General features: G+C 66.0%; 19 protein-coding genes and 2 pseudogenes. 8 read left to right on the forward strand and 13 right to left on the reverse strand.

What is annotated here, in order from left to right; translation table 11 throughout:
• Positions 1-68 precede the first annotated feature (68 nt).
• Both MPARV_RS0104785 and MPARV_RS0104790 read left to right on the forward strand, forming a co-directional pair.
• Positions 69-917 (forward strand): MOSC domain-containing protein, encoded by an 849-nt coding sequence (locus MPARV_RS0104785; protein ID WP_012230183.1) that lies wholly within the window; start codon positions 69-71, stop codon positions 915-917.
• A 197-nt stretch (positions 918-1,114) separates the two neighbouring features.
• Positions 1,115-1,405 (forward strand): DUF3039 domain-containing protein, encoded by a 291-nt coding sequence (locus MPARV_RS0104790; RefSeq protein WP_020377431.1) that lies wholly within the window; start codon positions 1,115-1,117, stop codon positions 1,403-1,405.
• 21 nt (positions 1,406-1,426) lie between these two features.
• Here MPARV_RS0104790 and MPARV_RS25990 read toward each other — a convergent pair whose 3' ends face one another.
• From MPARV_RS25990 to MPARV_RS0104805, 4 genes and pseudogenes are all read right to left on the reverse strand, one after another.
• On the reverse strand, positions 1,427-2,185 hold the full coding sequence (locus tag MPARV_RS25990) for a type 1 glutamine amidotransferase domain-containing protein (protein WP_420886230.1): 759 nt from the start codon (positions 2,183-2,185) through the stop codon (positions 1,427-1,429).
• 6 nt (positions 2,186-2,191) lie between these two features.
• Positions 2,192-4,084: pseudogene (locus tag MPARV_RS0104795) on the reverse strand (sulfatase-like hydrolase/transferase); the annotation flags it as partial.
• On the reverse strand, positions 4,077-4,574 hold the full coding sequence (locus tag MPARV_RS0104800) for an SRPBCC family protein (protein WP_020377433.1): 498 nt from the start codon (positions 4,572-4,574) through the stop codon (positions 4,077-4,079). The pseudogene MPARV_RS0104795 and the gene MPARV_RS0104800, both read right to left, overlap by 8 nt.
• Positions 4,575-4,584: 10 nt before the next feature.
• The gene (locus MPARV_RS0104805) at positions 4,585-5,502 is read right to left on the reverse strand and encodes a haloalkane dehalogenase (RefSeq protein ID WP_020377434.1); all 918 of its coding nucleotides are present in this window, start codon (positions 5,500-5,502) and stop codon (positions 4,585-4,587) included.
• A gap of 112 nt (positions 5,503-5,614) precedes the next feature.
• Here MPARV_RS0104805 and MPARV_RS0104810 point away from each other — a divergent pair, with 112 nt between their 5' ends.
• The gene (locus tag MPARV_RS0104810) at positions 5,615-6,241 is read left to right on the forward strand and encodes a TetR/AcrR family transcriptional regulator (protein ID WP_020377435.1); all 627 of its coding nucleotides are present in this window, start codon (positions 5,615-5,617) and stop codon (positions 6,239-6,241) included.
• A 205-nt stretch (positions 6,242-6,446) separates the two neighbouring features.
• Here the strand turns inward: MPARV_RS0104810 and MPARV_RS24565 are convergent, their stop codons facing one another.
• Positions 6,447-6,677, reverse strand: coding sequence for a hypothetical protein (locus MPARV_RS24565; protein ID WP_157789461.1), 231 nt, complete (start codon positions 6,675-6,677; stop codon positions 6,447-6,449).
• Between the two features lie 471 nt (positions 6,678-7,148).
• On the opposite strand from MPARV_RS24565, the gene MPARV_RS25995 reads away from it, so the two are divergent.
• The 3 genes and pseudogenes from MPARV_RS25995 to MPARV_RS23445 form a co-directional block, all read left to right on the forward strand.
• A complete protein-coding gene (locus MPARV_RS25995; protein WP_155852561.1) occupies positions 7,149-7,541 on the forward strand; it encodes an NUDIX hydrolase in 393 nt (130 codons plus the stop codon).
• The gene (locus MPARV_RS0104830; protein ID WP_020377438.1) at positions 7,538-8,191 is read left to right on the forward strand and encodes a PIG-L deacetylase family protein; all 654 of its coding nucleotides are present in this window, start codon (positions 7,538-7,540) and stop codon (positions 8,189-8,191) included. Before MPARV_RS25995 ends, MPARV_RS0104830 begins: the two co-directional genes overlap by 4 nt.
• Before the next feature lie 190 nt (positions 8,192-8,381).
• Positions 8,382-9,290: pseudogene (locus tag MPARV_RS23445) on the forward strand (IS982 family transposase); the annotation flags it as partial.
• A 73-nt stretch (positions 9,291-9,363) separates the two neighbouring features.
• Here MPARV_RS23445 and MPARV_RS0104845 read toward each other — a convergent pair.
• From MPARV_RS0104845 to MPARV_RS25785, 5 genes are all read right to left on the reverse strand, one after another.
• Positions 9,364-10,737 carry a family 4 glycosyl hydrolase gene (locus tag MPARV_RS0104845; RefSeq protein ID WP_020377441.1) on the reverse strand — a complete coding sequence of 458 codons (1,374 nt, stop codon included), beginning with the start codon at positions 10,735-10,737 and terminating at the stop codon, positions 9,364-9,366.
• Between the two features lie 133 nt (positions 10,738-10,870).
• Positions 10,871-11,698: an alpha/beta fold hydrolase gene (locus MPARV_RS0104850; RefSeq protein ID WP_020377442.1), complete on the reverse strand. Its 828-nt coding sequence runs from the start codon at positions 11,696-11,698 to the stop codon at positions 10,871-10,873.
• Between the two features lie 41 nt (positions 11,699-11,739).
• Positions 11,740-12,987 (reverse strand): DegT/DnrJ/EryC1/StrS family aminotransferase, encoded by a 1,248-nt coding sequence (locus MPARV_RS0104855; protein ID WP_020377443.1) that lies wholly within the window; start codon positions 12,985-12,987, stop codon positions 11,740-11,742.
• A gap of 11 nt (positions 12,988-12,998) precedes the next feature.
• A complete protein-coding gene (locus tag MPARV_RS0104860) occupies positions 12,999-13,850 on the reverse strand; it encodes an SDR family NAD(P)-dependent oxidoreductase (protein WP_040055455.1) in 852 nt (283 codons plus the stop codon).
• Between the two features lie 13 nt (positions 13,851-13,863).
• Complete coding sequence (locus tag MPARV_RS25785; RefSeq protein ID WP_274517201.1) at positions 13,864-13,995, reverse strand: hypothetical protein; 132 nt, start codon at positions 13,993-13,995, stop codon at positions 13,864-13,866.
• 51 nt (positions 13,996-14,046) lie between these two features.
• Between MPARV_RS25785 and MPARV_RS22235 the strand changes: the two genes are divergently transcribed.
• Together MPARV_RS22235 and MPARV_RS0104880 are read left to right on the forward strand one after the other, a co-directional pair.
• The gene (locus MPARV_RS22235) at positions 14,047-14,727 is read left to right on the forward strand and encodes a dienelactone hydrolase family protein (RefSeq protein ID WP_020377446.1); all 681 of its coding nucleotides are present in this window, start codon (positions 14,047-14,049) and stop codon (positions 14,725-14,727) included.
• Between the two features lie 169 nt (positions 14,728-14,896).
• Positions 14,897-16,039, forward strand: coding sequence for a DUF1214 domain-containing protein (locus MPARV_RS0104880; protein ID WP_020377447.1), 1,143 nt, complete (start codon positions 14,897-14,899; stop codon positions 16,037-16,039).
• 70 nt (positions 16,040-16,109) lie between these two features.
• On the opposite strand, the gene MPARV_RS0104885 is transcribed toward MPARV_RS0104880, so the two are convergent.
• The 3 genes from MPARV_RS0104885 to MPARV_RS0104895 form a co-directional block, all read right to left on the reverse strand.
• Positions 16,110-18,083, reverse strand: a complete 1,974-nt coding sequence (locus MPARV_RS0104885) for an ABC transporter ATP-binding protein (protein ID WP_012224545.1) — start codon at positions 18,081-18,083, stop codon at positions 16,110-16,112.
• A complete protein-coding gene (locus MPARV_RS0104890) occupies positions 18,080-19,810 on the reverse strand; it encodes an ABC transporter ATP-binding protein (RefSeq protein WP_012224544.1) in 1,731 nt (576 codons plus the stop codon). Before MPARV_RS0104890 ends, MPARV_RS0104885 begins: the two co-directional genes overlap by 4 nt.
• Positions 19,811-20,008: 198 nt before the next feature.
• Positions 20,009-21,502, reverse strand: a complete 1,494-nt coding sequence (locus MPARV_RS0104895) for an amidase (RefSeq protein ID WP_020377448.1) — start codon at positions 21,500-21,502, stop codon at positions 20,009-20,011.
• Positions 21,503-21,595 lie beyond the last annotated feature (93 nt).

The raw sequence follows: 21,595 nt of genomic DNA on the forward strand, positions 1-21,595 counted from the left end.
GTGCACGACCGCTGCTGCACGACCGCCGATACACGACTCCATGTCGACGCCCATGGGAGAATGCGCGGATGCGCATCGTGGAGCTGTGGCGGTACCCCATCAAGTCGCTGGGCGGCGAGCGCCTGCAAACCTCAGCGGTCACCGAACTTGGTCTGGTGGGTGATCGTTCCTGGGGCATCGAGGACGTGGCAACCGGCAGGGTGCTCACAGCCCGCCGGGAAGCAACGCTGCTGTTGGCAGCGGGTCGACTCGCCGAGGACGGCAGCGCCGAGGTGCACCTTGGCGACGACGTGCTGCGGAGCGACGATGAACTGTCGGACTGGCTTGGACGCCGGGTTCGTTTGCGCGCCGCCGACCACAACTCCGGCGGGACCTTCGAGGCACCACTCGACGACCTTGACGAGTCGAGCTGCAACTGGATGCAATGGACCGGCCCTCCGGGGGCGTTCCACGACAGCAAACGCACCCGGGTGTCGCTCATCAGTACAACCACGCTGGCCGGACAGGACCCACGGAGGTTCCGCGCCAACGTGGTGCTCGACCAGGACGGCACCGTGGGCGAGAGCACCGAGAGCACCGAGGACGGCTGGGTGGGGCAATCGCTCGTGATCGGTGGTGTCACCTTGGACGTGCGTCGACACATCGGCCGCTGCGTCATGGTGACGCGACCGCAGCCGGGGCTTGCTCGTGACCTCGATGTGCTACAGCGGCTCAATGCTGAACGTGCCGGACTGGCAGCGATCGGGGCGCTGGTCACGCAGCCGGGTGAGATTTCCGTTGGCGACACCGTGATGCCCAGAGTCGATTCGACCGTCAGCCGCCTGCTTCGGCCGACGGTATCCAAGACAGTCCGCCGAGCCGCTCGACAACTGCCGAAACTCGACCGACTGCGCCGAAGCACCAGCCGCCGGGCCTGACCGCGGACATCAAGCCGCAGCCCCACATCCACGTGGGGTCGCTCGCTGCCCACCACGCCTGATAGGTGGAAGGCGGAACCGCTGGGAGCCGGCGCACCGGGTCAGGCGGACCCGCAACTGAATGCGGAACAGCGGGCGACGTTCAACGTCCCGCTGCAACCAACCGACCAGACGCCCACTCGATAGCGTGGGCGTTGATGCCAACCATGTCTGCTTTGCCCACAAGGTCGTCCGGCCCAGCGGCGCCAACGCTTGTACCGGTCGAGACCGAGGCGCCACGCACCGACGTCACCCCCTCCACCGACGACGGTGACCACGACCGCTACGCCCATATCGTGTCCAAGGCCGACGCCAGCCGGGCCTACGTCACCGGCGAACCCATCACGGCGCTCTGCGGCAAGAAGTGGACGCCCAGCCGCGACCCCGATCGCTACCCGGTGTGCCCCAGTTGCAAGGAAGTACTGGCGTCGCTGAACGCTGAGGAGTAGCAACCACCCGGGAACCCGGTTTCAGGCGTCGGCACCCGGTGCCGCCAGGAGCAGGCTCATCATCTCGCGGGCCACCATCGGCCCGGCATTTTGGTTCTGGCCGGTCACCAGGTTGCCGTCGACCACCCAATGGTTGGACAACGGGTCCCGAAATCGGGTCTCAGATTCGAATCGGGCTCCCACGCGTCGCAGCTCGGTCTCAGGATGATGCGGGGTCGAGGTGATGCCAAGCTCGGACACCTGCTTGTCGGTCACCGACGAGACCCGGCGGCCTGTCACCAACGGCGTACCGTCGGCCGCCTTGGCGTTGATCAACCCCAGCGGACCGTGGCACACGCCCCCGATCACCTTGCCCAGCGCGTTGGCCGTGGTCATCGCCTCGGCGAGCGGCTTGGAGAAGCCGAAGTCGAACGCCGCTCCCCAGCCGCCGGCGAGGAACACCAGGTCGAAGTCGGCCACGTCGAGGTCACCGATGGCCAGTGAGTCGTTGACCTGAGCCCGCAGCTCGTCGTCGGCCAGGAACCGGTCGTCGGACTCGCTGCGAAGCACAGGCTTGAGCGACAGCGGGTCGACGGGGATCAGGCCGCCCTTGGGGCTGGCGAGGTCGACGTTCATGCCGGCGTCCTGGAACGCGTAGTAGGGCACGGTCATCTCGCTGGCGAACAGGCCGGTGGGCTTGCCGACGTCCAGCCAACCGTGGTTGGTGCACACGATCAAGGCCTTGCGCCCGAGCAACTCGACTCCGCCGTCGATCGGGCCTGCCGGATCGACGGGATGCATCCCCAGGCGTTGCACCACCCGACGCAGCAGGCGCGCCGGGGGCGGTGGCTGCTTCGCAGCGGGAACCGTCGGCTGCCGCTCGGCGTAGGGCCACGGCTCGTTGCGTTCCGGCACCGAGGCGGCTCGCTGGGCCTTCAGTACCTGACGCAGATGGGCAAACACGGCCGCATCCTCAGCTGCCGGCCGGCGGTCGGTGCCGCCCGGCCTGGGGGCCCGGTTGTTTGCCTCGATCGGATCGGCCGTCAGGTCGTACAGCTCCCACTGATCGGCCAGCGGCTCGGTGCGATACCGGGGGCCACCTGCGCCGTTTGCCGCCAGGTGGCGCTTTCCCGGCTCGGTCCAGGTGGCGGGGTCGTCGAAGGAGCGCACCAGCTTCCACAGGTGGCCCTTCCCACCCTCGGCGTCGGTGTCCCCGACCCGGGCCACCACCCCCTCAAAGTTGGACGCCACATGGGCGGGTACCTCGATCCGCAACGGCGCCGGAACCTTGGTGCGGCCAAGCCGACGGGCCAACCCCGACAGCTCGCTGTCACCCTCCAACACGTTGTCTCGGGTCATCAGGTACACGCAACGCTGCGGATCGGGTTCGGCGGTGCCGTCGACGATCCCCATCAGATCGCGCCCCGGCAGCTCGTGGACCTCAGAGAAGTCTGCAGCCAACCGAGCAGCCGTCGACACCGGATCGATGCCCGCCGCCGCCAGCAACGTGGGCACGAGGTCGACGTGCGACGTGGGCATGTCATCGACCGTGCGGCCCGTCGTGGCGTCCACACCAATGCGGGCAATGGCCATCGGCACCCTGGTGGCCTCGTCGTACAGGTTGAACCACTTCTGATGCAGGCCACCGTGCGAGCCGAGCAGGTCGCCGTGGTCGGAGGTTCGCACCAGCACGGTGCCACCCGATGCGTCGGCGGCTGCTTCGTTGCTGCCCGAGCCGTCGGTCACCGCCCGACGCACCCGATCGAGTGGCCCGTCCACCTCGGCGTGCAGGCGGTAGTACAAGTCCCGGTACTGCTGCGCGTTGGCGCTGTAGGTCCGCTCGATCAGGGCCGGGGGTCCGTACGCGGTCGGGTAGCTCGCCCGATAGGCAATTTGGGCGGCAGGCTTCGTGGACAGGTCCTCATCGGCGGTTGGTGACGGAGGTACCGATGGCGGGTCCAGCGGCGACGGCTCCATCGGGTTGCGCCGCACCCAGGCGGGAAACAGCACAATGTCGTGCGGGTTGACGAAACTTGCCACCAGGAGGAACGGCCGCTGCGCTGCAGGGTCGCCCGCAGACCTTCGGGCATAGCGGTCCTCCAGCCAGGCAACCACCCGGTTGGCGATCAGCGCATCCCGCCGGATGCCCGCGTTGGCCAGGGGCGCGCCGTGGGGCTCGGGCCCAACCCAACCGGAGAACCCAAACGGTTCAAGCGGGTCGGCGTCCAGGTATGCCTGAACAGCCACCGGGTCCACCTGCCCGTCGGCATCGTTGGTGGCCAGCGGCCTGCCGGTATCCGGGCTGATCAGGTCGGCGTGGCTGATGTGCCACTTGCCGTCGTAGTGGGTGTCGTAGCCGGCGGCCCGAAACCAGTTGCCCAGCGTGGGCACCTCCCCCTGATGCAGCCAGCGGAGCCGGGAGTCGTCGGCGGTCTTTCCCAGACCGTCGGTCTGGGTGACCCCGTGAAGGTCCGGGTACTGCCCGGTGAACAGCGTGGGTCTACTGGGCACGCAGGCCAACGAGCCGGTGTAGTGCCGGGCGAAGCCAACCCCATGGGCATCAAACCAGGCCCTTCCGGGCAGCGTGTCCCGCCGCCAGGTCCGCAACTCGTCGCTTTCGTAAGGCGGGATGGCCCGCTCCTCGTCGGTCATGATGATGACCACGTCGGGGCGCCCCGACGTCTGATCCGGATCAGGCATGTGACGACTCCTTCATCGAGTGGGCCAGCCCAGACAGCATCGTGTCGGAGTCGCCTGCCATGCGGCGGGCGATCAGCCGCGCAACCAGCTTCTGGGGCGGACGGGGCCCGCATTCAACCGTCGTGGCCAACGTGACCCGGGTGTGATGCGCCCCGGCACCGCCCGCGCCGGCACCGCAGGCGCCGGCAGCGACCGACTGGAGGCGCCACTCGTTCTGCAGGCTCGTCACCACCGGCGGCAGGCCCTCGATCTGATAGGCCAAGCGTTGAGGCTCGTCCCACACCACCACCCGCTCCACCAGGGTGCGGCGGCCAACCTGCACCCGCCGGGTTGCTCCCACCCCCACCGGCGAAACCTCCCCGCCGGGATGCAGCAGGCATGAGTGATCGACATTGTCCGCCCACGCACTGATCGCCTCGAAATCAGCCAAACGATCCCACACCTGCTGAGGCGGATGGGGAACGTCGAGTCGTCGCTCGATGGTGATCACAGCCGAACCGTCACGGTGTCGCAGCGATGAAGTCGTTGATCACCTGTGCCAACCGTGGGCCTCGATCCTCTTGAAGGAAGTGGCCGCCACCCTCGACGGTGGTGTGCGGCTGCCCCTGCGCCCCTGCCACCTTGGCCTGGAATGGTGCCTCTCCGCCTCCGGTGATCGGATCGCCATCGCTGAAGGCCGTCAGGAACGGTCGATCAAAGGCCGTCAGCACCTCCCAGGCAGCGATGTTGTCGGCGCTGGCGGGGTCGTCGAGGCTGGTCGGCACGAGCGCAGGCAGGGCGCGGGCACCCGCTGTGAACGTGTCGTCGGGGAACGGTGCGTCGTAGGCGGCGACAACCTCGCTGCTCAGGTCGGTGGTGCAGCCGCTGTTGATGATGAAGCCCACCGGAAACTCTTCGGTGGTCTGGCTGAACTCCTGCCAGGCGAGGAACGCCTCGGTGGGCTTCCCGTGCCCGGTGGGCAGCCCCGTGTTGCCCACCACCACCCGGGTAAAGCGATCGGGCCGGGCGGCGACGAGGCGCAGGCCGATCAGGCCACCCCAGTCCTGTCCAAAGAAGGTGATGTGCCGCAGGTCGAGGTGGCCAAAGAGCAACTCGCTCATCCAGCCGACATGGCGTGCGTAGGTGTGGTCGCCCTGCTCGGTTGGTTTGTCGCTGCGACCGAAACCCACCAGGTCGGGGGCGATCACCCGATGCCCGGCCGCAACGAGCACGGGGATCATGTGGCGGTAGAGGTAGCTCCAGGTGGGCTCACCGTGCATCAGCAGTACCGGGGCGGCATCGGCCGGGCCCTCGTCGAGGTAGTGCACCCGCATGGTGCCACGGTCCGTTTCATCGGCCTGAACCTGGGCGTAGTTCGGGGCAAACGGGTAGCCGACCAGGTCGGCGAACCGGTCGTCGGGTGTGCGCACGGTCTGCATGGTCGGCTCCTCAAATCGGGTGGCACCAGGGCGGGGACAAGTGAGAGTAACACTGTCAAAAGGTTCTGGGAGTCCGCATCGCACAACGACCAATCCGCCCTACGATGGTTTAATGTCCGATGCGATCCCAACCGCCGACGTTCCCGGTGAAGCCAACACCGTCGACGGCCGTCGCGCCCGTCGCGCCAGGGGCCGCACCGCCGTGGTGGACGCACTCTTCGCCCTTCTTCAGGAACAGGGTGTGCAGCCCGCCGTCGAGGAGATCGCCGCGCGCGCCGGAGTGTCGGTCTCGTCCATTTTTCGCTACTTCGACGGCCTGGACGACCTGCGTGAGCTCGCCATCGGACGGTACTTCGAACGGTTCGCCCCGCTCTTCGAGATCCCCAACCTCGGCGAAGGCCAGCTCCCCCGTCGCCTTTCGGCCATGGTCGATTCCCGCCTTGCGCTCTACCATGCCATCGCGCCCATCGCCCACATCGCCCGGCTTCGGGCGCTGGAAACACCACGGTTCGCCACCACCCTCGCAACAACCCGGGCGGGCTCGGCCAACCAGGTCCGCACCCACTTCGCCGCCGAACTCGGAACCCGCACTCCGGCCCGGGGCGACGACCTGGTGGGGGTGATCGACTCGATCACATCGTTCGAGTCGTGGGAACTTCTGCGCGACACCCACGGCCGTTCCCAATCACAGATCCGTCGCGCCTGGACCGAGTGCCTCCAGGTGCTGCTCGCGTCCTGATCACCCACACGGCGTCTCACCGACGGTGCCGCCGCCCACCGACCACGCGTGCCGCCCCTTCAGGTTGCGACCCGATACGACTCGACCACCGGGGCCAGTTCCGCCGGGGTGGAGCCGTGCATGATGACGGCGTCCGCCCCCTGGCCCAGTTGACCCCGCACCGTCGCACAACAGTGGGACCGTTCTAGCTGTGAGGTCGTCTCCGTTAAGGGTGGAGCGCTGGCGCCACTCGCAACGCTGGCGTGGCCCGAGCTTCGACCGCTTGGGTTACATATTTGGATGGCGATGATCTGATCCACCCGATGGCGATGGCGATGGCGATGGCGATGGCCAACGCTGCGGCTGCGGCCGAACTAGCGGACGTGTACACGACCGGCATGTGGTACATCGACGACCATGGTGGAACAGCGGCCGTACCCGACTCGTTGTCGTACATCCCCACTCCAAGACTGCTTCTTGATGACCCTGACATCAGCGGAGCGAAGCCGCACCTGCATCAGCTCGTGGTCTTTCGAAAAGCTGTCCGGGAGTGGTACCCGTACTATGAGGGAGCGCCAGGCGAGGACTTGGACTTCATGCTGCATCAGCTCGCGCTCAATAGGGTTCGGAAGATTCCCACTGCGCTTTACGGCCACCGTCGAACTCTCGACGGCTTCTCGAGACGGGGCAGTCGGGCAAGGGGCGTCGAGTGTGACTGTCCGCGCTCGCGACGGTACAGCCGTGGCTCTTGCAACGCTCTATTGCGATCGGCGCGGGATGTGGCGGCGGCCAACTTCACAGAAGAGTTCATCTGCGAGATCGAGTGGTAAGCACTACGGAGGTTTTCAGAAATCCCTTCTGGGCCGTCCACGCTGTCCCTCACGGGCTGGACACCTACTACGTTGTCAAGCAAGGTGATTCGGTACCAGTGATCGCTCGGATGCCCGACGAGCGCACCGTCCTGGTCGACACATGGAGGATCGCTCATCAGAAGACGTTCACAGAATTCCCCGGAGGAGCGATTGATGAGGGCGAGACTCCTCGGGAAGCTGCCGTGCGGGAACTTGAGGAGGAGACAGGCATACGCGGTACCTCCTGTGAAGTCATCGGACAGGTCACCCCGTCGACGGCCCTTACAACGGAGACGTGTCACGTTTGCATGGTGCGAGACATCCTCGAGGTCGGAACCCCGAGCACTGACGAGGTCGATCGTGTCCGACTCGTCAATGCCGACCGGGTGGTCGACGAGCTCGTGACGGGTGGGTGTGATGCGGTCGCCGCAGCGGCGTGGGCACTAGCCGGATGGCGCCTACCTCGATGATCGACCAACTTGTGGGGAGCGGGCTCACCCGCGCCATGGTCATTCTCGCTCACCCGGATGACGAGGCGCTTTTGTGTGGTGGGACGATTGCGGAGCTGACAAGAATCGATGTCGAGACCACCGTCGTCTGCTTCTCAGACGGAGCTCAAGGGCGCGACGAGGCGTTTAAACAGGTATGCACCCTCTTGGGGGCACAGAGCCGACTCTTGAAGTTCGAGACAGGGTCGATGCGGGTCGACGCCGAGCTCGTAGGTGCAACCGACGACCTCATCAGAGAAAGCGAGCCGCAGCTTGTCATCACTCATGCACGCAGCGGCATCCAGAACCAGGACCACATCGCACTACATGACGCTGTTCGTTTGAGTACGCGTCGTTGGCCAAGTCCTGCGATCGTGCTTGGGGTTGAGCCACCGATCTCTTCCTCCGACTTCGACGGCAATGTCTTCTGTGAAGTTGGGCAGTCATGGGCCTCCAAGGTTGCGGCCGTGACGGCATACCAAAACCTGTTGGACCGGCCATACATGTGTGAGGAGTACCTGCAAACGAGGGCGAGCTGGTGGGCGCAGGTCGCCGGGCAACCGGGCGCCTTGATGGAAGCGTTCGAGCTTGCAGTATGGCGGCCGGCCGGGGCGTGCGGTGTGCACGGCTGAGGAAGACACCGCTTTCGTCGTCGGCGACCATCTAGATGAGTAGTTCCGAGGGGTAGCGGGCTGGGCCTGTGTTGGTGGGGCTGTTTCGCGTCTGAGAGTGACCTTGCGCGCTCCGCGCGAAGATCCACCACTTAGCGAGAGCGTCCAGGATCAGCGGTGATCACACGCACCGGCCCTGGAGGACCTGCGAATGAACGCCAACCTGGACACCCTCGCGACCACACGCTACGTGAGGATTGACGACGCCTTGAAGGATCATCCCGCATGGGCACCCGAACGGCCCGCGATCGGGATCCCCCCGAAACTGACCGACGCCGAGCTGATCACCCTCGCGATCATCCAAGCTCTCCTCGGGTTCGCCTCCGAGGCACAGTTCCTCCGCCATGCCCGGGCCCACCTCCGCCCATGGTTCCCCTGCCTCCCCCAACGGTCCGGCTACAACAAACGGCTCAGGAACCCGGTGGTCCTGATGCAACACCTCATGGCCGTGTTCCGCCGCGATTGTGAGACCTACCACGAAGACCTCTGGCTTGTGGACTCCACACCGGTCGAGTGCGGACGGTCCCGCGAAACAGCGAAACGCTCCGACCTTGCCGGGTGGGCCAGCTACGGGTACTGCGCGTCGCGCTCCCGGTTCTTCGGGGGCCTCCGCCTGCATCTGATCTGCACGCCCTCCGGGCTCCCCATCGCCGCAGCGCTCACCGGCGACCAAGGCGACGAACGAGCCGCCGCGATCGCGATGTTGGACACCGATCCGGCCATGTATCGGCCCGGCCAGAAGCTCAAGACCGACAAGGGCTACCGGTCAGCAGCGTTCGAAGCCGAGCTGAACGCCCAGGGCATCACCCTGATCCGACCCACTCGCAAAGGCGAGAAACAACGACCAGGCAGACGGTTCCTGCAGCCGTTCCGTCAGATCATCGAGTCGGTCAACCAGACCCTCAAAGCACAACTCGACCTCGAACGACACGGCGGACGTAAGGCCGAAGGGGTCTGCGCCCGGGTCCTCCAGCGGCTTCTCGCGCTCACCACAGCAATCTGGCACAACGGAACCACCAGCCGACCAGGACCAGCCCGCCACCTCACCCCATACGACCACCAACCGCGGTCAACACCCCTTGGAACTACTCATCCAGGTTCCCGGCCACCGGCTAGGGCGGCGACAACGCTGCTCAGAATGGCAGTTTGTCGGCTTGGAGGTGTCGCAACTCATCGAACATCGCCCGGCACGAAGCCTCGTCCGGCGGCGAGCACGGATCCTCGCGGACCGCTTTGAACGCCAGGTCGGCATCCCCGGCAAGCGCGGCCTCCACCACCAACTCCTGAAGCTCCACCTGAGTCTTCACCCATCCCGCCAATGGTTCGCCCAGTGGGTCCATGTGCTCGGGGTGGATCCCGTCACCGTCGACCACGGCGCCAACCTCGACGATCGCCCCTTCGGCCACGTCCGGAAGGTAGCCGTCGTTGGGCACGTTGACCGCCAGGATCCTCGCCGGCTCGTCGTTCCACATGGCATCGATGATGGCCGCCACCTCCTCGCCCGACATGCCCGCAATCTGCATCGGCAGCGGCACTCTGGTGTCGGCCGCCCACGCGGCCGCCCGCTCGGCCAGCTCTGAGAACGGCTGATGAAAGTCCATCGGGACGGGCATCCAGTCGGCGACATCCAGCGCGAAGGGCAGATACTCGCCGATGTGACTGTCCACCGAACACGGCACCAGGCCGTGCTCGCGCACCACGTGGGTCACCAAGGGCATGTAGTTGAACTCCACCAGACCGGCACCTCCCAGGGATCGGTCCAGCCGCCGCGCCACGCGCTGGGTCCTCGGTGAGTAGTCGAAGACCGGCTTCTCGAACCAGGCCCGGATCGTTGGCAGCAGGTCTTCACCGGTCCGCTTGTTTCGAAACTCGGTGAAGAACGTGAAGTGGTTGATGCCAGACGCCCGAGCCTCGATGTCGCTGCGTTTCACGCGCAGGCGTCGCGCCAGACGATTGATGCCCATCGGCATCTCGTGACACATTCCAACGTTGCGCACCTTGGTGGCCCGGTTGATCGCCAAGGTCACGCGGCTCATCGGATTGGTCAGGTTGATGAGGAACGCGTCGGGACAGTACCGCTCGATGTCGGCGCAGATTCCCAGCGTGTTGGTGATGGATCGCAGCGAGTGGAACACCGCTCCCGGACCTCCGTTCTCGCCGGTGATCTGCCGTGCGCCGTGCCGGTTGGGGATCTCGTAGTCCTGGCGCCAGTGCTCGAACCGACCGAACTCGGCACTGGAAAGCACGAAGTCGGCTCCAGTGAGTGCCTCGGCGGGGTCGGTGGTGCGGTCAAGGATCACCGGGGCACCGCTGGACGCGTTGAGCTTCGCAGCAAAGCGGTAGGCCCGGTCGAGGCGCTCGCGGTTCACGTCGTGCAGCACCAGCCGGGCGCCGCTCAGGCCGGCGGTGTGCACCACGTCGTTGACCATGGTCGGCCCAAACGACATGCCGCCGGCACCGACCATGGTGATCTTGGGTGCCTCGGCCGTGATACGAGTCGATGACATCAGTGGAGTCCCCCGTCGATCTGAAGCGTTGCTTTGATGCGCCTCACGATACGGCCGGCCCCCTTCAAATGCGTCCTCGAGCCCCTCTGGCGGCGCCAGGACCCAGTTGAAAATGCGCTGTGTATTCTCCAGCTCAGGCCAGGTGATCCAGGATCATCGGGGCGATCGTGTCGGCGGCCACGTCGGGGATCCAATGGTTGACGCCGTCGAGCACCTCGTAGGTGTAGGGGCCGCTGACGTAGCTCCCGGTCAGGTCGGCGGCCTTGCCGCCCAGCGCCACGTCGTCGGTGCTGTAGATGTAAAGCGTCGGCACCCGAATCTTCCCACCGGCGGGCTTGCCGGCAAACGGAAGCGCCCGGTACCAGCCCAGGGCACCGCGGGCGGCGCCGCCGCGCAACATGTCCAGGCGGGACTCGGCCTCAGCGGGCGCCATGCCGGCATCGATGAGCGCCTGACGCACCCGGGTGCCGCCACGCTTCGAGGAGATCGCCGCCTCCGGCAGCCACGGCAGTTGGAACGCCAACATGTACCAGCTCTTCAGCGCCTGGTTGCTGCGCACCATGGCGGCGACCATCGCCCGTGGGTGGGGCGTCGACAGCGACGTCATCGACAGCAACCGTTCGGGATGACGCTCGGCGAGCGCCCAGGCGGCCCCGCCTCCCCAGTCGTGGCCGACCACGTGAAACCGTCGGGCACCCGCGTTGTCGGCCAGAGCAACGATGTCGGCGACCAGCAGGTCGATCGCGTAATCGCGGCGACGTTTCGGGCGCGCACCCGGCGAGTAGCCCCGCTGGTCGGGGGCGAGCACGCGGTAGCCGGCTTGCACCAGATGCGGCGTCAGCTTCGACCAGCTGGTGCGTGACTGCGGGAAGCCGTGCAACAGCACCACCACCTCGCCGTCCCCACCGCTGTCGTCGACCTCGAAGGTCAACCCGTCGTTGCGATACGAAGTCAGCGCCATCACCGGATGCTACGCAACGCTCCGGTTCTGACGAGGCGCTGCTACGAACCCGCGAGCCCGTCCAGAGCGGCCGTGACCGTCTCGCAGATGTAGGCGACGGCGTCGTCGTCGATCGCATGATTGCAGGGCAGCACCAGGCCGGTCTCCATCACCCGGTCGGCATTGGGTAGGCCACCGGACGGCTGCTTGAAGGTGATGTCAGCGAAGGCCGGTTGGCGGGTGGCGTTGCCGGTCCACACCATGCGGGTGTCGACGCCGGCCCGCTCCATGTGCAGCTGAAAGTCGCCCCGATCGATTGGTGACTCCGGTCGGATCTGGATGGGAAACATGTGCCAGGCCGTATCGACGTCGGGGGTGAGCTGCGGCGTCACGAAGTGCTCGGGGTGTTGATCGAAGAACTCGGTCAGCAACAACGCGTTGCGCTTGCGGCGCTCGAGGAAACCATCCAACCGGTCCATCTGCACAACACCGAACGCAGCCGACAGCTCGGACGGCTCGAAGTTCCAGCCCAGCTCGTCGAAGATGAACAGGTCGTCGTAGGTCTGGCCGTCGGGCAACTGCGAGAAGAACCGTCGTTCGCCCTCCTCCACAGGTGCGCCCCGTTTGGAGCCCCACAGCGCCACCTCGCTTCGGCGCCCCCAGCGGCGCAGCTTCAGCGCCCTGTCGATCCACTCATCGTCGTTCAAACAGATCATGCCGCCCGTGCCCGCCGCCGTGATGATGTGGGACAGCGCAAAACTGGTGAGGGACATATCGGACCGGGCTCCGGTGGGGGTACCCCGCAGCGTTGCACCCATGCAGTCGCAGCTGTCCTCGATGACCACCAGGTCGTGGCGGTCGGCCACGTCCCTGATCACGTCCCAGTCGGGACAGTTGCCGATCAGGTTGGGCACCAGGATGGCGGTGGTTCGGTCGGTGACCGCCGCCTCCAGCGACACGGTATCCAGCTGGTAGGTGTTGGGCGTCACGTCGACGAACACCGGGGTGACCCCGGCTCGGGCCATCGGCGCGATGTCGGTGGAGAACGTCACCGGCGAGGTGATGATCTCGTCGCCCGGCTGGGGTCGCAGCAACTCGACCGCCAGGTACAGCGCCGACGAGCCGCTGTTCACCATCACGCCGCGTTCCTTGGCGAAGGTGGCGGCCACCAGTTGTTCCAGCTTGCGCACGTTCTTGCCGATGCGAAGTGCGGTCGGCGACCCGCTCAGCACCTCGACGACGGCGGCGATCTCCGCCTCGTCGTGAACGCTGCCCGCATAATCAATCCGCTTCCTCGGTGTCTCGCCCATGGTTCCCCCTGTTACTCGCGGGTGTCCTTGCCGGGCCCCATGCTCTCCAGCACGGTGCCGTCGAGCCCCCGAACCTCGACCCCCCACTCATCGAGCAGGTCAAGGCTGACCATAGACGCACCCGTCACCTCGGCGGGACAGTCGCAGAGTGCCACAACGGCCTCCACCATCTGCTCCAAGGTCTCCATCTGATCGGGCCGAAGTTTCCCGCCCATCAACGCTTCGGCACCCTCGGTCAGCACCGCCCCACGAGGCTCGATGGTATTCACCCGGATGCCGGTGCCGTGCAGTTCGGCGGCGAGTCCATTGGTCATGCGGTTGAGTGCCGCCTTCGATGCCCCGTAGGCGGTGGTTGTCGCACCCTGTGTGCCAAGAGTGAACGGGGGTCCGGCCCACGGCCTGGCCGTCGCGCTCGACACGTTGACGATCCAGCCCTCCCGCTCCGCCCGCATCGCCGGAATCGCCGCCTGCGCCAGATCCAACGGTGCGTGCACGTTCAACTCGAACAACAACCGGCGCCGTTTCAGCGGCATGTCGGCGACCTCGCCATACATCGCCGCAGCCGCGTTGTTCACCAGGATGTCGATCGGTCCATCCAGCCGCTCGGACGCCTTCTCGATCACCTGCGCCCGAGCTTCGGGATCGGACAGATCCACCGGCACCAGCGCCACGCTCACGCTGTAGCCGGCCAAACGGTCGGCCGTCTCCTGCAAGCTGCCGCTCAGGCGATCATGCTGCTCGACGGTTCGAGCGACCAGCGCCACCGCCGCACCTTCTGCAGCCAACCGTTCCGCCACCCCGGCGCCGATCCCCCGGCTCGCCCCGGTCACGATTGCTCGCCGCCCCAAGAATCGTTGGTTCACCACGCGCACCTCACTACCACCACGGGTCCCACGGCTCTTCCGCGATCGAGGCGATCGAGGCGATCGAGGCGATCGAGGCGATAGCCAAGGCGTCCACCCGGATCAACGGCGCATCAGGCAGGTTGATGGTGATCTGTGGGCTCACGGGCCGAGCGTAGCCAGCCAGGGTGGTCATGGTCTCGCCTACCCTCACGTTGTGCACGAGGAACGCATCGAGAACGGCGGGGTCCCCGCCAGGCTGTGCCGGCCGGAGGGCGCAACCGGCTTGCTCCTGCTGGGGCACGGCGGCGGATACAGCAAGGATGGCACTCGTTTCGTTCGCCTGTGCAGGCGGTATGCCGAGGCAACCGGACTTGCCGTGGCGTGTATCGACGCCATCGCCCACGGGGAACGAAAGGCGAAGGATGCCGTTCCCGGATCGCTCCCTCGCCAGTGGCACTCAACGAACAGCCCACAGATGGTTCGTGATTGGCAGACGACTGCCCATGCCTTACACGAGATCGGGGCTCCCGTCGCCTACGTCGGCTTCTCGATGGGTGCCCTGTTCGGCTTCCCCACGGTGGCTGCCATGCCCTCGATCAGGGCCGCCGTGTTCGTCGTGTCTGGATACCCCGACGGGGGTGGCATCGACGACGAGCCGCTGAACGATCTGCTCACCGACAGCGCCTCACACCTCCAGCACGCGTCGGTGCTGATGCTGAACACGACCAACGATCACATCTTTCCGGTCCCCGGCGTGCATCGCCTTTTCCACGCAATTCACGCCGCCGGCAAGCAGCTAACGTTTTGGGAAGGGGAGCACAACGATTGGTCGGACGAGATGATCACCACCTCGGAGTCGTTCATCACCAACCGGGCGGCGGACGCCCAGCCTTGATGATCACAGCGCCTGATCGCACCAATGCTCGCCCACCGGGGAATCAACGGCCTCGCCGACGCCGCAGCGCTGATCGCCCACCGGGGAATCAACGGCCTCGCCGACGCCGCAGCGCTGATCGCGCTCCGGACGGCTTGAGACGAAGCGGCCGTTGGATACCCTGCCGCGCATGACCGCTGATGCGATGCGCCGCCTGTTGGACCATGTGGGAGAAGCGCTCGAGGAGATGGGGCCCTTCGACAGCGCGCAGGAGGAGGCCGACGCTCATCGACACCTGCTGCGGCTCTGCTCGGCTGGTCTTGAGCTGTACGTCGAGCGGGCCGACCCGGCCCGGCCGCTGCCGACCGTGTGGATGTCGCCCACCCGCAAGTTCCTTGGCGACAGCCCGGACACGATTTACACCACGGTCCCGGTGTCACCGGACCATACCTACGCCCTGACGATCCAGCCCGGCAATGCCGTCTACATCGGCGTGGTCGTCTATGCACGGGACGAGCCGGGCGGCCCGGTGAGAGCGGTGTCGAGCGTGATCGACACCAGGTTGGAGTCGGTCGACGGACGGTTCGAGATCAAGGTCGGGTCCGACGTCGACCCGGATGACCCCCAGGGCCTCCTTCTTGACGATCGGTCGTTCTGGATCATGGTGCGCGAGTACTTCTCCGACCCCCGCAACCATCGAGCGTCGACGATCACGATCGAACGAACCGACGGCGACATCACCGACGGACTCCCGAACCCAGACGATCTGACGGCCGGCATCGATGCCGCCGCCGACTGGATACTCAGCCAGGCCCGCGCCGATGCCGCCCTCTACGGGTTGATGGCCTTCCCGCAGGGATCGAGTGTTCAGGCAGAACAGGATGTCGAGGTTCCCGACGACCTGGTGTCGCTGTTCTACCCGACGCCTGACATCGCCTATCAGGGGTGTCGGTTCACGCTCGAAACCGACGACCAGCTTGAGATCACATTCAGGCCGCCGGCGTGCCGGTTCTGGTCGGTCGTGGTGTCCACCCCGTGGTTCGAGTCGTTGGAGCAGCGCTCCACCCCGGCGTCGATCAACAGCGCCACGGCCGAGGTCGACGAAGACGGCAAAGTGACCGTCGTCGTCTCGGAGAGCAACCCGGGCCTCGCCAACTGGATCCCGTTACGCGGGTATCGCAAGGGCCAGGTCGCGTATCGGGTACTGCTTGGCGAGTCGGAGCTCTCCGAGGCCACTTACGTCGTCGGCACAAACCGGAGGAGCGGGGACTCCGAACCTTTGGCAGTATTGGCAACGACCAAGCTCGACGGTAGGGACGACGGCGGGCGGTGAGGGCGAAATATTTGATCGCTCATGACCGCTCAAGCTGGGTACCGGCCACAGCCACAGCGCATTCGTCGACCTACACGACCTCGCGGGCGGCACCGGCGAACTGGGCGTTGTACAGCGTGGCATAGGCACCGCCGGCGGCCAGCAGCTCGTCGTGGTTGCCCTGCTCGACGATGTGGCCGTCATCCATCACCAGGATGATGTCCGCATCGCGGATCGTCGACAGGCGGTGCGCAATCACAAAGGAGGTGCGGTTCGTCCGCAGCGCCGCCATCGCATGCTGAATCAGCACCTCGGTGCGGGTATCGACCGACGACGTCGCCTCATCCAAAATCAGAATCGCCGGTTTCGCGAGGAACGCACGGGCAATGGTCAGCAACTGCTTCTCGCCCGCCGAAACGTTGCCGCCCTCGTCGTCGATCACCGTGTCGTACCCGTCGGGCAGGGTGCGGACGAACCGGTCGACGTAGGTGGCCTTCGCGGCCGACATGATCTCCTCCTCGGACGCCTCGAGGTTGCCGTAGGCGATGTTCTCGCGGATGGTGCCGCCAAACAGCCACGTGTCCTGGAGCACCATGCCCATCGACGCCCGCAGGTGATGACGGGTCATCTCCGAAACGTCGACCCCGTCGATCGTGATCGTGCCCGAATCAATGTCGTAGAACCGCATCAACAGGTTGACCAGCGTGGTCTTGCCGGCACCCGTCGGCCCCACAATCGCCACCGTCTCGCCCGGCTCGGCAACCAGCGAGAGGTCCCGGATCAGAGGACGGTCCGGATCGTACGAGAACGACACGTCGGCGAACTCCACCCGGCCCTCTACCGTGCCCTCGATCTCGGCAGGCACGACCGCGTCGGGAGACTCCTCGTCCACGTCGAGCAACGCGAACACCCGCTCGATCGATGCCACACCCGACTGGAACACGTTCGCCATCGCCGCAACCTGGGTGAGCGGCTGAGTGAACTGCCGCGAGTACTGGATGAATGCCTGCACGTCACCCAGCGACAACGCACCCGACGCCACCCGCAACCCGCCGATCACCGCGATGGCCACAAAGTTGAGGTTGCCGAGGAACATCATCGCCGGCTGGATGATCCCCGAGATGAACTGGGCACCGAAGCTGGCCTCATACAGCTCCTCGTTGACCTCGTTGAATTTCTCCTCGGCTTCAGCCTGGCGGCCGAACACCTTCACCAATGCGTGACCGGTGAAGGACTCCTCCACCTGAGCATTCAACGTGCCCGTGTGCTTCCACTGGGCGATGAACTTGGTCTTCGACCGTGACGCAATGAACTTGGTGAGAAAGAGTGCGCTGGGGATCGTGATCAACGCAACCAGCGCCAGAAGCGGGGAGATGATGAACATCATCACCATCACGCCGACGATGGTGAACAGCGAGGTCAGCATCTGGCCCAGGGTCTGCTGAAGGCTCTGGGCCACGTTGTCGATGTCGTTGGTGACCCGGCTGAGTAGGTCACCGCGGGGCTGCCGGTCGACATAGCTCAGGGGCAATCGGTTGATCTTCTCCTCAACATCGGTGCGGATACGCGACATCGTCCGTTGCACCACTCCGGCGAGCAGGTAGTTCTGCCCGTACGAGAGGATCCACGCCACCAGATACAACCCAACGGCCAACAACAGGGTGTTGTGCAGTCGCGTGTAGTCGATCCCGCCCTTGGAGCCGATGCCCGAGAAGATCACGTCGGTGGCCCGCCCCAACACCTTCGGGCCGATCACCGTCAGCGTGACGCTGACGATCGCCAGTAGCACCACCATGATTGCGCCGATTCGTTCCGGGCCCATCAGCCCGGCCAGCCGCTTCACCGACCCGGCCAGATCCTGGGGCTTCTCCGCCGGCATGCCCGCTGCAGCCGCCCGATTGGGGCCCTGGGTCGCAGACGCTCGGGCGTCGGCAGCCACCTTTTTCGCGTCGGCGGCCGAACCCGTTTCGGCGTCGCTCTCCAAATCCGCCAGATGCGCGTTGGGGTTCCTGCCGTTGGTTGGCCGGTCGTTGGTTGGCCGGTCGTTGCTGGTTGGGTCGCTCATGCCGGCTCCTCCACCCGCTGGGATTCGACGATCTCCAGGTAGGTGGGACACGTTTCGATCAGTTGCTCGTGGGTGCCCAGTCCCACTTGATGGCCGTCCTCCAGCACCAGGATCTGATCGGCCGATCGGATGGACGACACCCGCTGACCGACCACGATCACCGTGGCATCCCGAGTCCAGGGCACCAGCGCCGCACGAAGGTGGGCGTCGGTGGCCAGGTCGAGCGCAGAGAACGAGTCGTCAAACAGGTAGATGCCGGGCTTGCGCACCAGGGCACGGGCGATGGCCAGACGTTGACGCTGACCGCCCGACACGTTGGAGCCTCCCTGGGCGATGCGGGCGTCGAGTCCGCCGTCCATCTCGGACACGAAGTCCTTTGCCTGGGCCACCTCGAGGGCCTCCCACAACTGGTCGTCGGTGGCGTCGGCATCGCCGAAGCGAAGGTTGGAGGCGACGGTTCCCGAGAACAGATAGGGCTTCTGGGGCACCATGCCGATGCGGCTCCACAACAGCTCGGGGACGATCTCGCGGACGTTCTCACCATCGACGAGCACCTCGCCCTCGGTGGCATCGTAGAAGCGGGGGATCAGGTTGAGCAGCGTGGTCTTGCCCGACCCGGTGCTGCCGATGATGGCGGTGGTCTGGCCCGGTGAGGCGTTGAGGGTGATGCCCTCGAGAACCGGCGAGTCGGCGCCGGGGTAGCCGAATCCGACGTTGCGCAGTTCGAGAGAGCCCCGGCGACCGAGCGCTTCAACCGGCTGGTCGGGTATGGCGATCGACGACGGGGTGTCGAGCACCTCCTGGATGCGATCCGCGCTCACCGCCGCCCGGGGCACCATGACCGCCATAAACGTGGCCATCATCACCGACATGAGGATCTGGATCAGATATGACAGGAACGCGATCAGCTGTCCCACCTGCAGGTCGCCGGCACCGATGCGGCTTCCGCCCAGCCACACCGCCCCCACGCTGGACAGGTTGAGCACCACCATGACGAACGGGAACATGAAGGCCATGTACTGGCCGGCCTTCAGCGAGGTCTCGGTGAGATCTGCGTTGGCGCCACCGAAGCGCAGGCCCTCGAACGGCTCCCTCACGAACGCCCGCACCACCCGTATGCCCATCAACTGTTCCCGCAGCACTCCGTTGACCACGTCCAGGCGCTCCTGCATCGCCCGAAACTGGGGCACCAACCGGACGAGCACCAGTCCGACGCCGATCACCAGGGCGGGAACGCTCACCAACAACAAGGCGGAGAGGCCGGCGTCCTGTCGCAGCGCCAGGATGATGCCGCCGATGGCCATGATCGGCGCAGCCACCATCAGCGTGGCGGCCATCAGCAACACCATCTGCACCTGCTGCACGTCGTTGGTGACCCGTGTGATCAGCGACGGCGCACCAATCTGCCCTACCTCCTGGGTGGAAAAGCCGGTGACCTTCTGGAAGAGGTCGGCTCGCACGTCACGGCCGAAGCCCATGGACATCTTGGCGCTGAAGTACACGGCAACCGCCGCAAAACACACCTGAAACAAGGTGATGACCAGCATCACGCCGCCCATCCGCCAGATGTAAGGAGTGTCCTGGTTGGCAATGCCCTTATCGATGATGTCGGCGTTCAACGTGGGCAGAAACAGCGTGCCCAACGTCTGGAGGAACTGGAAGAAGACGATGCCCACCAGCAGCCACTTGAAGGGGCCCAGGTGGTTTCTCAGCAGTTTGATGAGCAAGGGAGCGTTACCTACATCTGGAGGGGGCGGGGGCGACTCGGACGAGCGGCTCGTGTCGGAGGCTTCAGGCTGGACGGGTCGGGGCGGTCGACGCCGCCGACCGCCCGAGGTGTCAACAACCGTCGGACGATTGTATTCCCAACTGACACAACTGCCACCTTGGGTTGATTGGGCTCGACCCCGCCGGCCCCGGTCCGGTCAGGCCTCGTGCATCGTTCGGTGGGCGTGCGACTCGACATAGGACGGCCACCCGGCCTCAGATCGGGCGGGCCACACAGGCGCGATCGACCAAGGATGAGCAGCCTCCACCTGTGCCGACACGGAAAACAACCGGTCCTCCCGCCCAAACGCCGCAGCAAGTTGCACACCGATGGGGATCCCGTTGGAACCGGTGGCCAGCGGCAGCGACACCGCCGGTTGGCCGGTGATGTTGAACGGGCTCGTCAACGCCGACGAGGTGGCGGCCCGCTCAAACATCGCCACGATATTGGTGGTGTCGAGGTAGCCCAACGGTGGCATTGGCTGTGGGAGCGTGGGGGTCAGGAGCAGGTCGTAGGTGGTGAGGAACTCACCCATGGCGCGGCCAAGTGCCTCCAGGCCGACCATCGCCGACACGATGTCCCTGGCCGAGGCATGAAGGGCCGAGTCATAGAGGAACCGGGTGAACGGCTCGAGATCGTCGTCGACGAGATCACGGCCCAGTTCGGCCAGGCGCGCATCGATCTCAACGGCCATCGGCGCGCCCATCAAGCCACTCAACACCTCCAAGATCAGGTCGCTGGTCCACGGCGGGTCCGCCTCCACCACCTCGTGGCCCAGATCGCCAAGCGCCGCCGCCGCCGACTCGACCGCCGCCACGCACTCAGGATGGGCTTCGGTGCCATCAGCAGGGCTGAGCGCCATGGCGATACGCAGCCGGCCAGGGTCGGCACCGACCGCGTCGATCCACGGTCGCTGCGGTGGCGCGATCTCATAGGCATCGCCGGGCATTGGTCCGGCGGTGAGGTCCAGCAGGGCGGCGGAGTCTCGAACCGAGCGGGAGAGCACGTGGTGGACACCCATCGGGTACGCCACCAGCGCGTAGTCCGGATGTCCGCTGACCCGGCCTCGGGACGGCTTCAAACCGAACAGCCCGCAGGCGGAGGCCGGGATGCGGATGGACCCACCCCCATCATTGCCGTGGCCCACCGGCACGATCCCGGATGCCACCGCTGCGGCGGTACCCCCCGACGACCCGCCGGTGGAATGGTCGAGCCCATGCGGGTTGCGGGTGGGTCCGTTGAGCAAGGGCTCGGTGGAGGCGTTGCGTCCCAGTTCGGGCGTGTTGGTGGTGCCGAGGATGATCAGGCCGGCCGCCCGGTACCGTCGCACCAACTCCGAGTCGGCGTCGGCAACGTCGTCGGCGAACAGCCGCGAGCCTCTGGTGTGCGGCAGCCCGGCCACTTGGACCGCAAGGTCCTTCACCACGAACGGCACCCCGGCGAACGGCGCAGCTCGATTCACAGCTTCGGCCTCATCGAGTGCCTGGTCGAAGCGGGTGGAGACGAACGCGTTGAGCGCCGGGTTCCGCTCCTGGGCACGGGAGATCGCCGCCACCACCACCTCGGTCGCATCGACCTCGCCAGAGCGAACGGCATTTGCCACCCCGGTGGCGTCATGCTCGTCCAGCAGCCGGTCGACGTCCGAGCTCATGGTGTTCCCCCTCTTGTGCCCACCGACGCGTGGGCGCCGGCACCACTGCTGACCATAGAACCACCGGGTGCAACCATGTCGCTCAGGTGACTC

This window comes from Candidatus Microthrix parvicella Bio17-1, from assembly GCF_000299415.1.
Taxonomy (GTDB): Bacteria; Actinomycetota; Acidimicrobiia; order Acidimicrobiales; family Microtrichaceae; genus Microthrix; species Microthrix parvicella.

Bases quoted from the DNA above. Each gene is read 5' to 3' on its own strand.
- MPARV_RS0104895 (WP_020377448.1), bottom strand. From the start codon at position 21,502: ATGAGCTCGGACGTCGACCGGCTGCTGGACGAGCATGACGCCACCGGG.
- MPARV_RS0104850 (WP_020377442.1), bottom strand. From the start codon at position 11,698: ATGGCGCTGACTTCGTATCGCAACGACGGGTTGACCTTCGAGGTCGAC.
- MPARV_RS0104810 (WP_020377435.1), top strand. From the start codon at position 5,615: ATGTCCGATGCGATCCCAACCGCCGACGTTCCCGGTGAAGCCAACACC.
- MPARV_RS0104830 (WP_020377438.1), top strand. From the start codon at position 7,538: ATGATCGACCAACTTGTGGGGAGCGGGCTCACCCGCGCCATGGTCATT.
- MPARV_RS24565 (WP_157789461.1), bottom strand. From the start codon at position 6,677: ATGTACGACAACGAGTCGGGTACGGCCGCTGTTCCACCATGGTCGTCG.
- MPARV_RS0104805 (WP_020377434.1), bottom strand. From the start codon at position 5,502: ATGCAGACCGTGCGCACACCCGACGACCGGTTCGCCGACCTGGTCGGC.
- MPARV_RS0104790 (WP_020377431.1), top strand. From the start codon at position 1,115: ATGCCAACCATGTCTGCTTTGCCCACAAGGTCGTCCGGCCCAGCGGCG.
- MPARV_RS0104845 (WP_020377441.1), bottom strand. From the start codon at position 10,737: ATGTCATCGACTCGTATCACGGCCGAGGCACCCAAGATCACCATGGTC.
- MPARV_RS0104880 (WP_020377447.1), top strand. From the start codon at position 14,897: ATGACCGCTGATGCGATGCGCCGCCTGTTGGACCATGTGGGAGAAGCG.
- MPARV_RS0104785 (WP_012230183.1), top strand. From the start codon at position 69: ATGCGCATCGTGGAGCTGTGGCGGTACCCCATCAAGTCGCTGGGCGGC.
- MPARV_RS0104855 (WP_020377443.1), bottom strand. From the start codon at position 12,987: ATGGGCGAGACACCGAGGAAGCGGATTGATTATGCGGGCAGCGTTCAC.
- MPARV_RS0104885 (WP_012224545.1), bottom strand. From the start codon at position 18,083: ATGAGCGACCCAACCAGCAACGACCGGCCAACCAACGACCGGCCAACC.
- MPARV_RS25990 (WP_420886230.1), bottom strand. From the start codon at position 2,185: ATGCATCCCGTCGATCCGGCAGGCCCGATCGACGGCGGAGTCGAGTTG.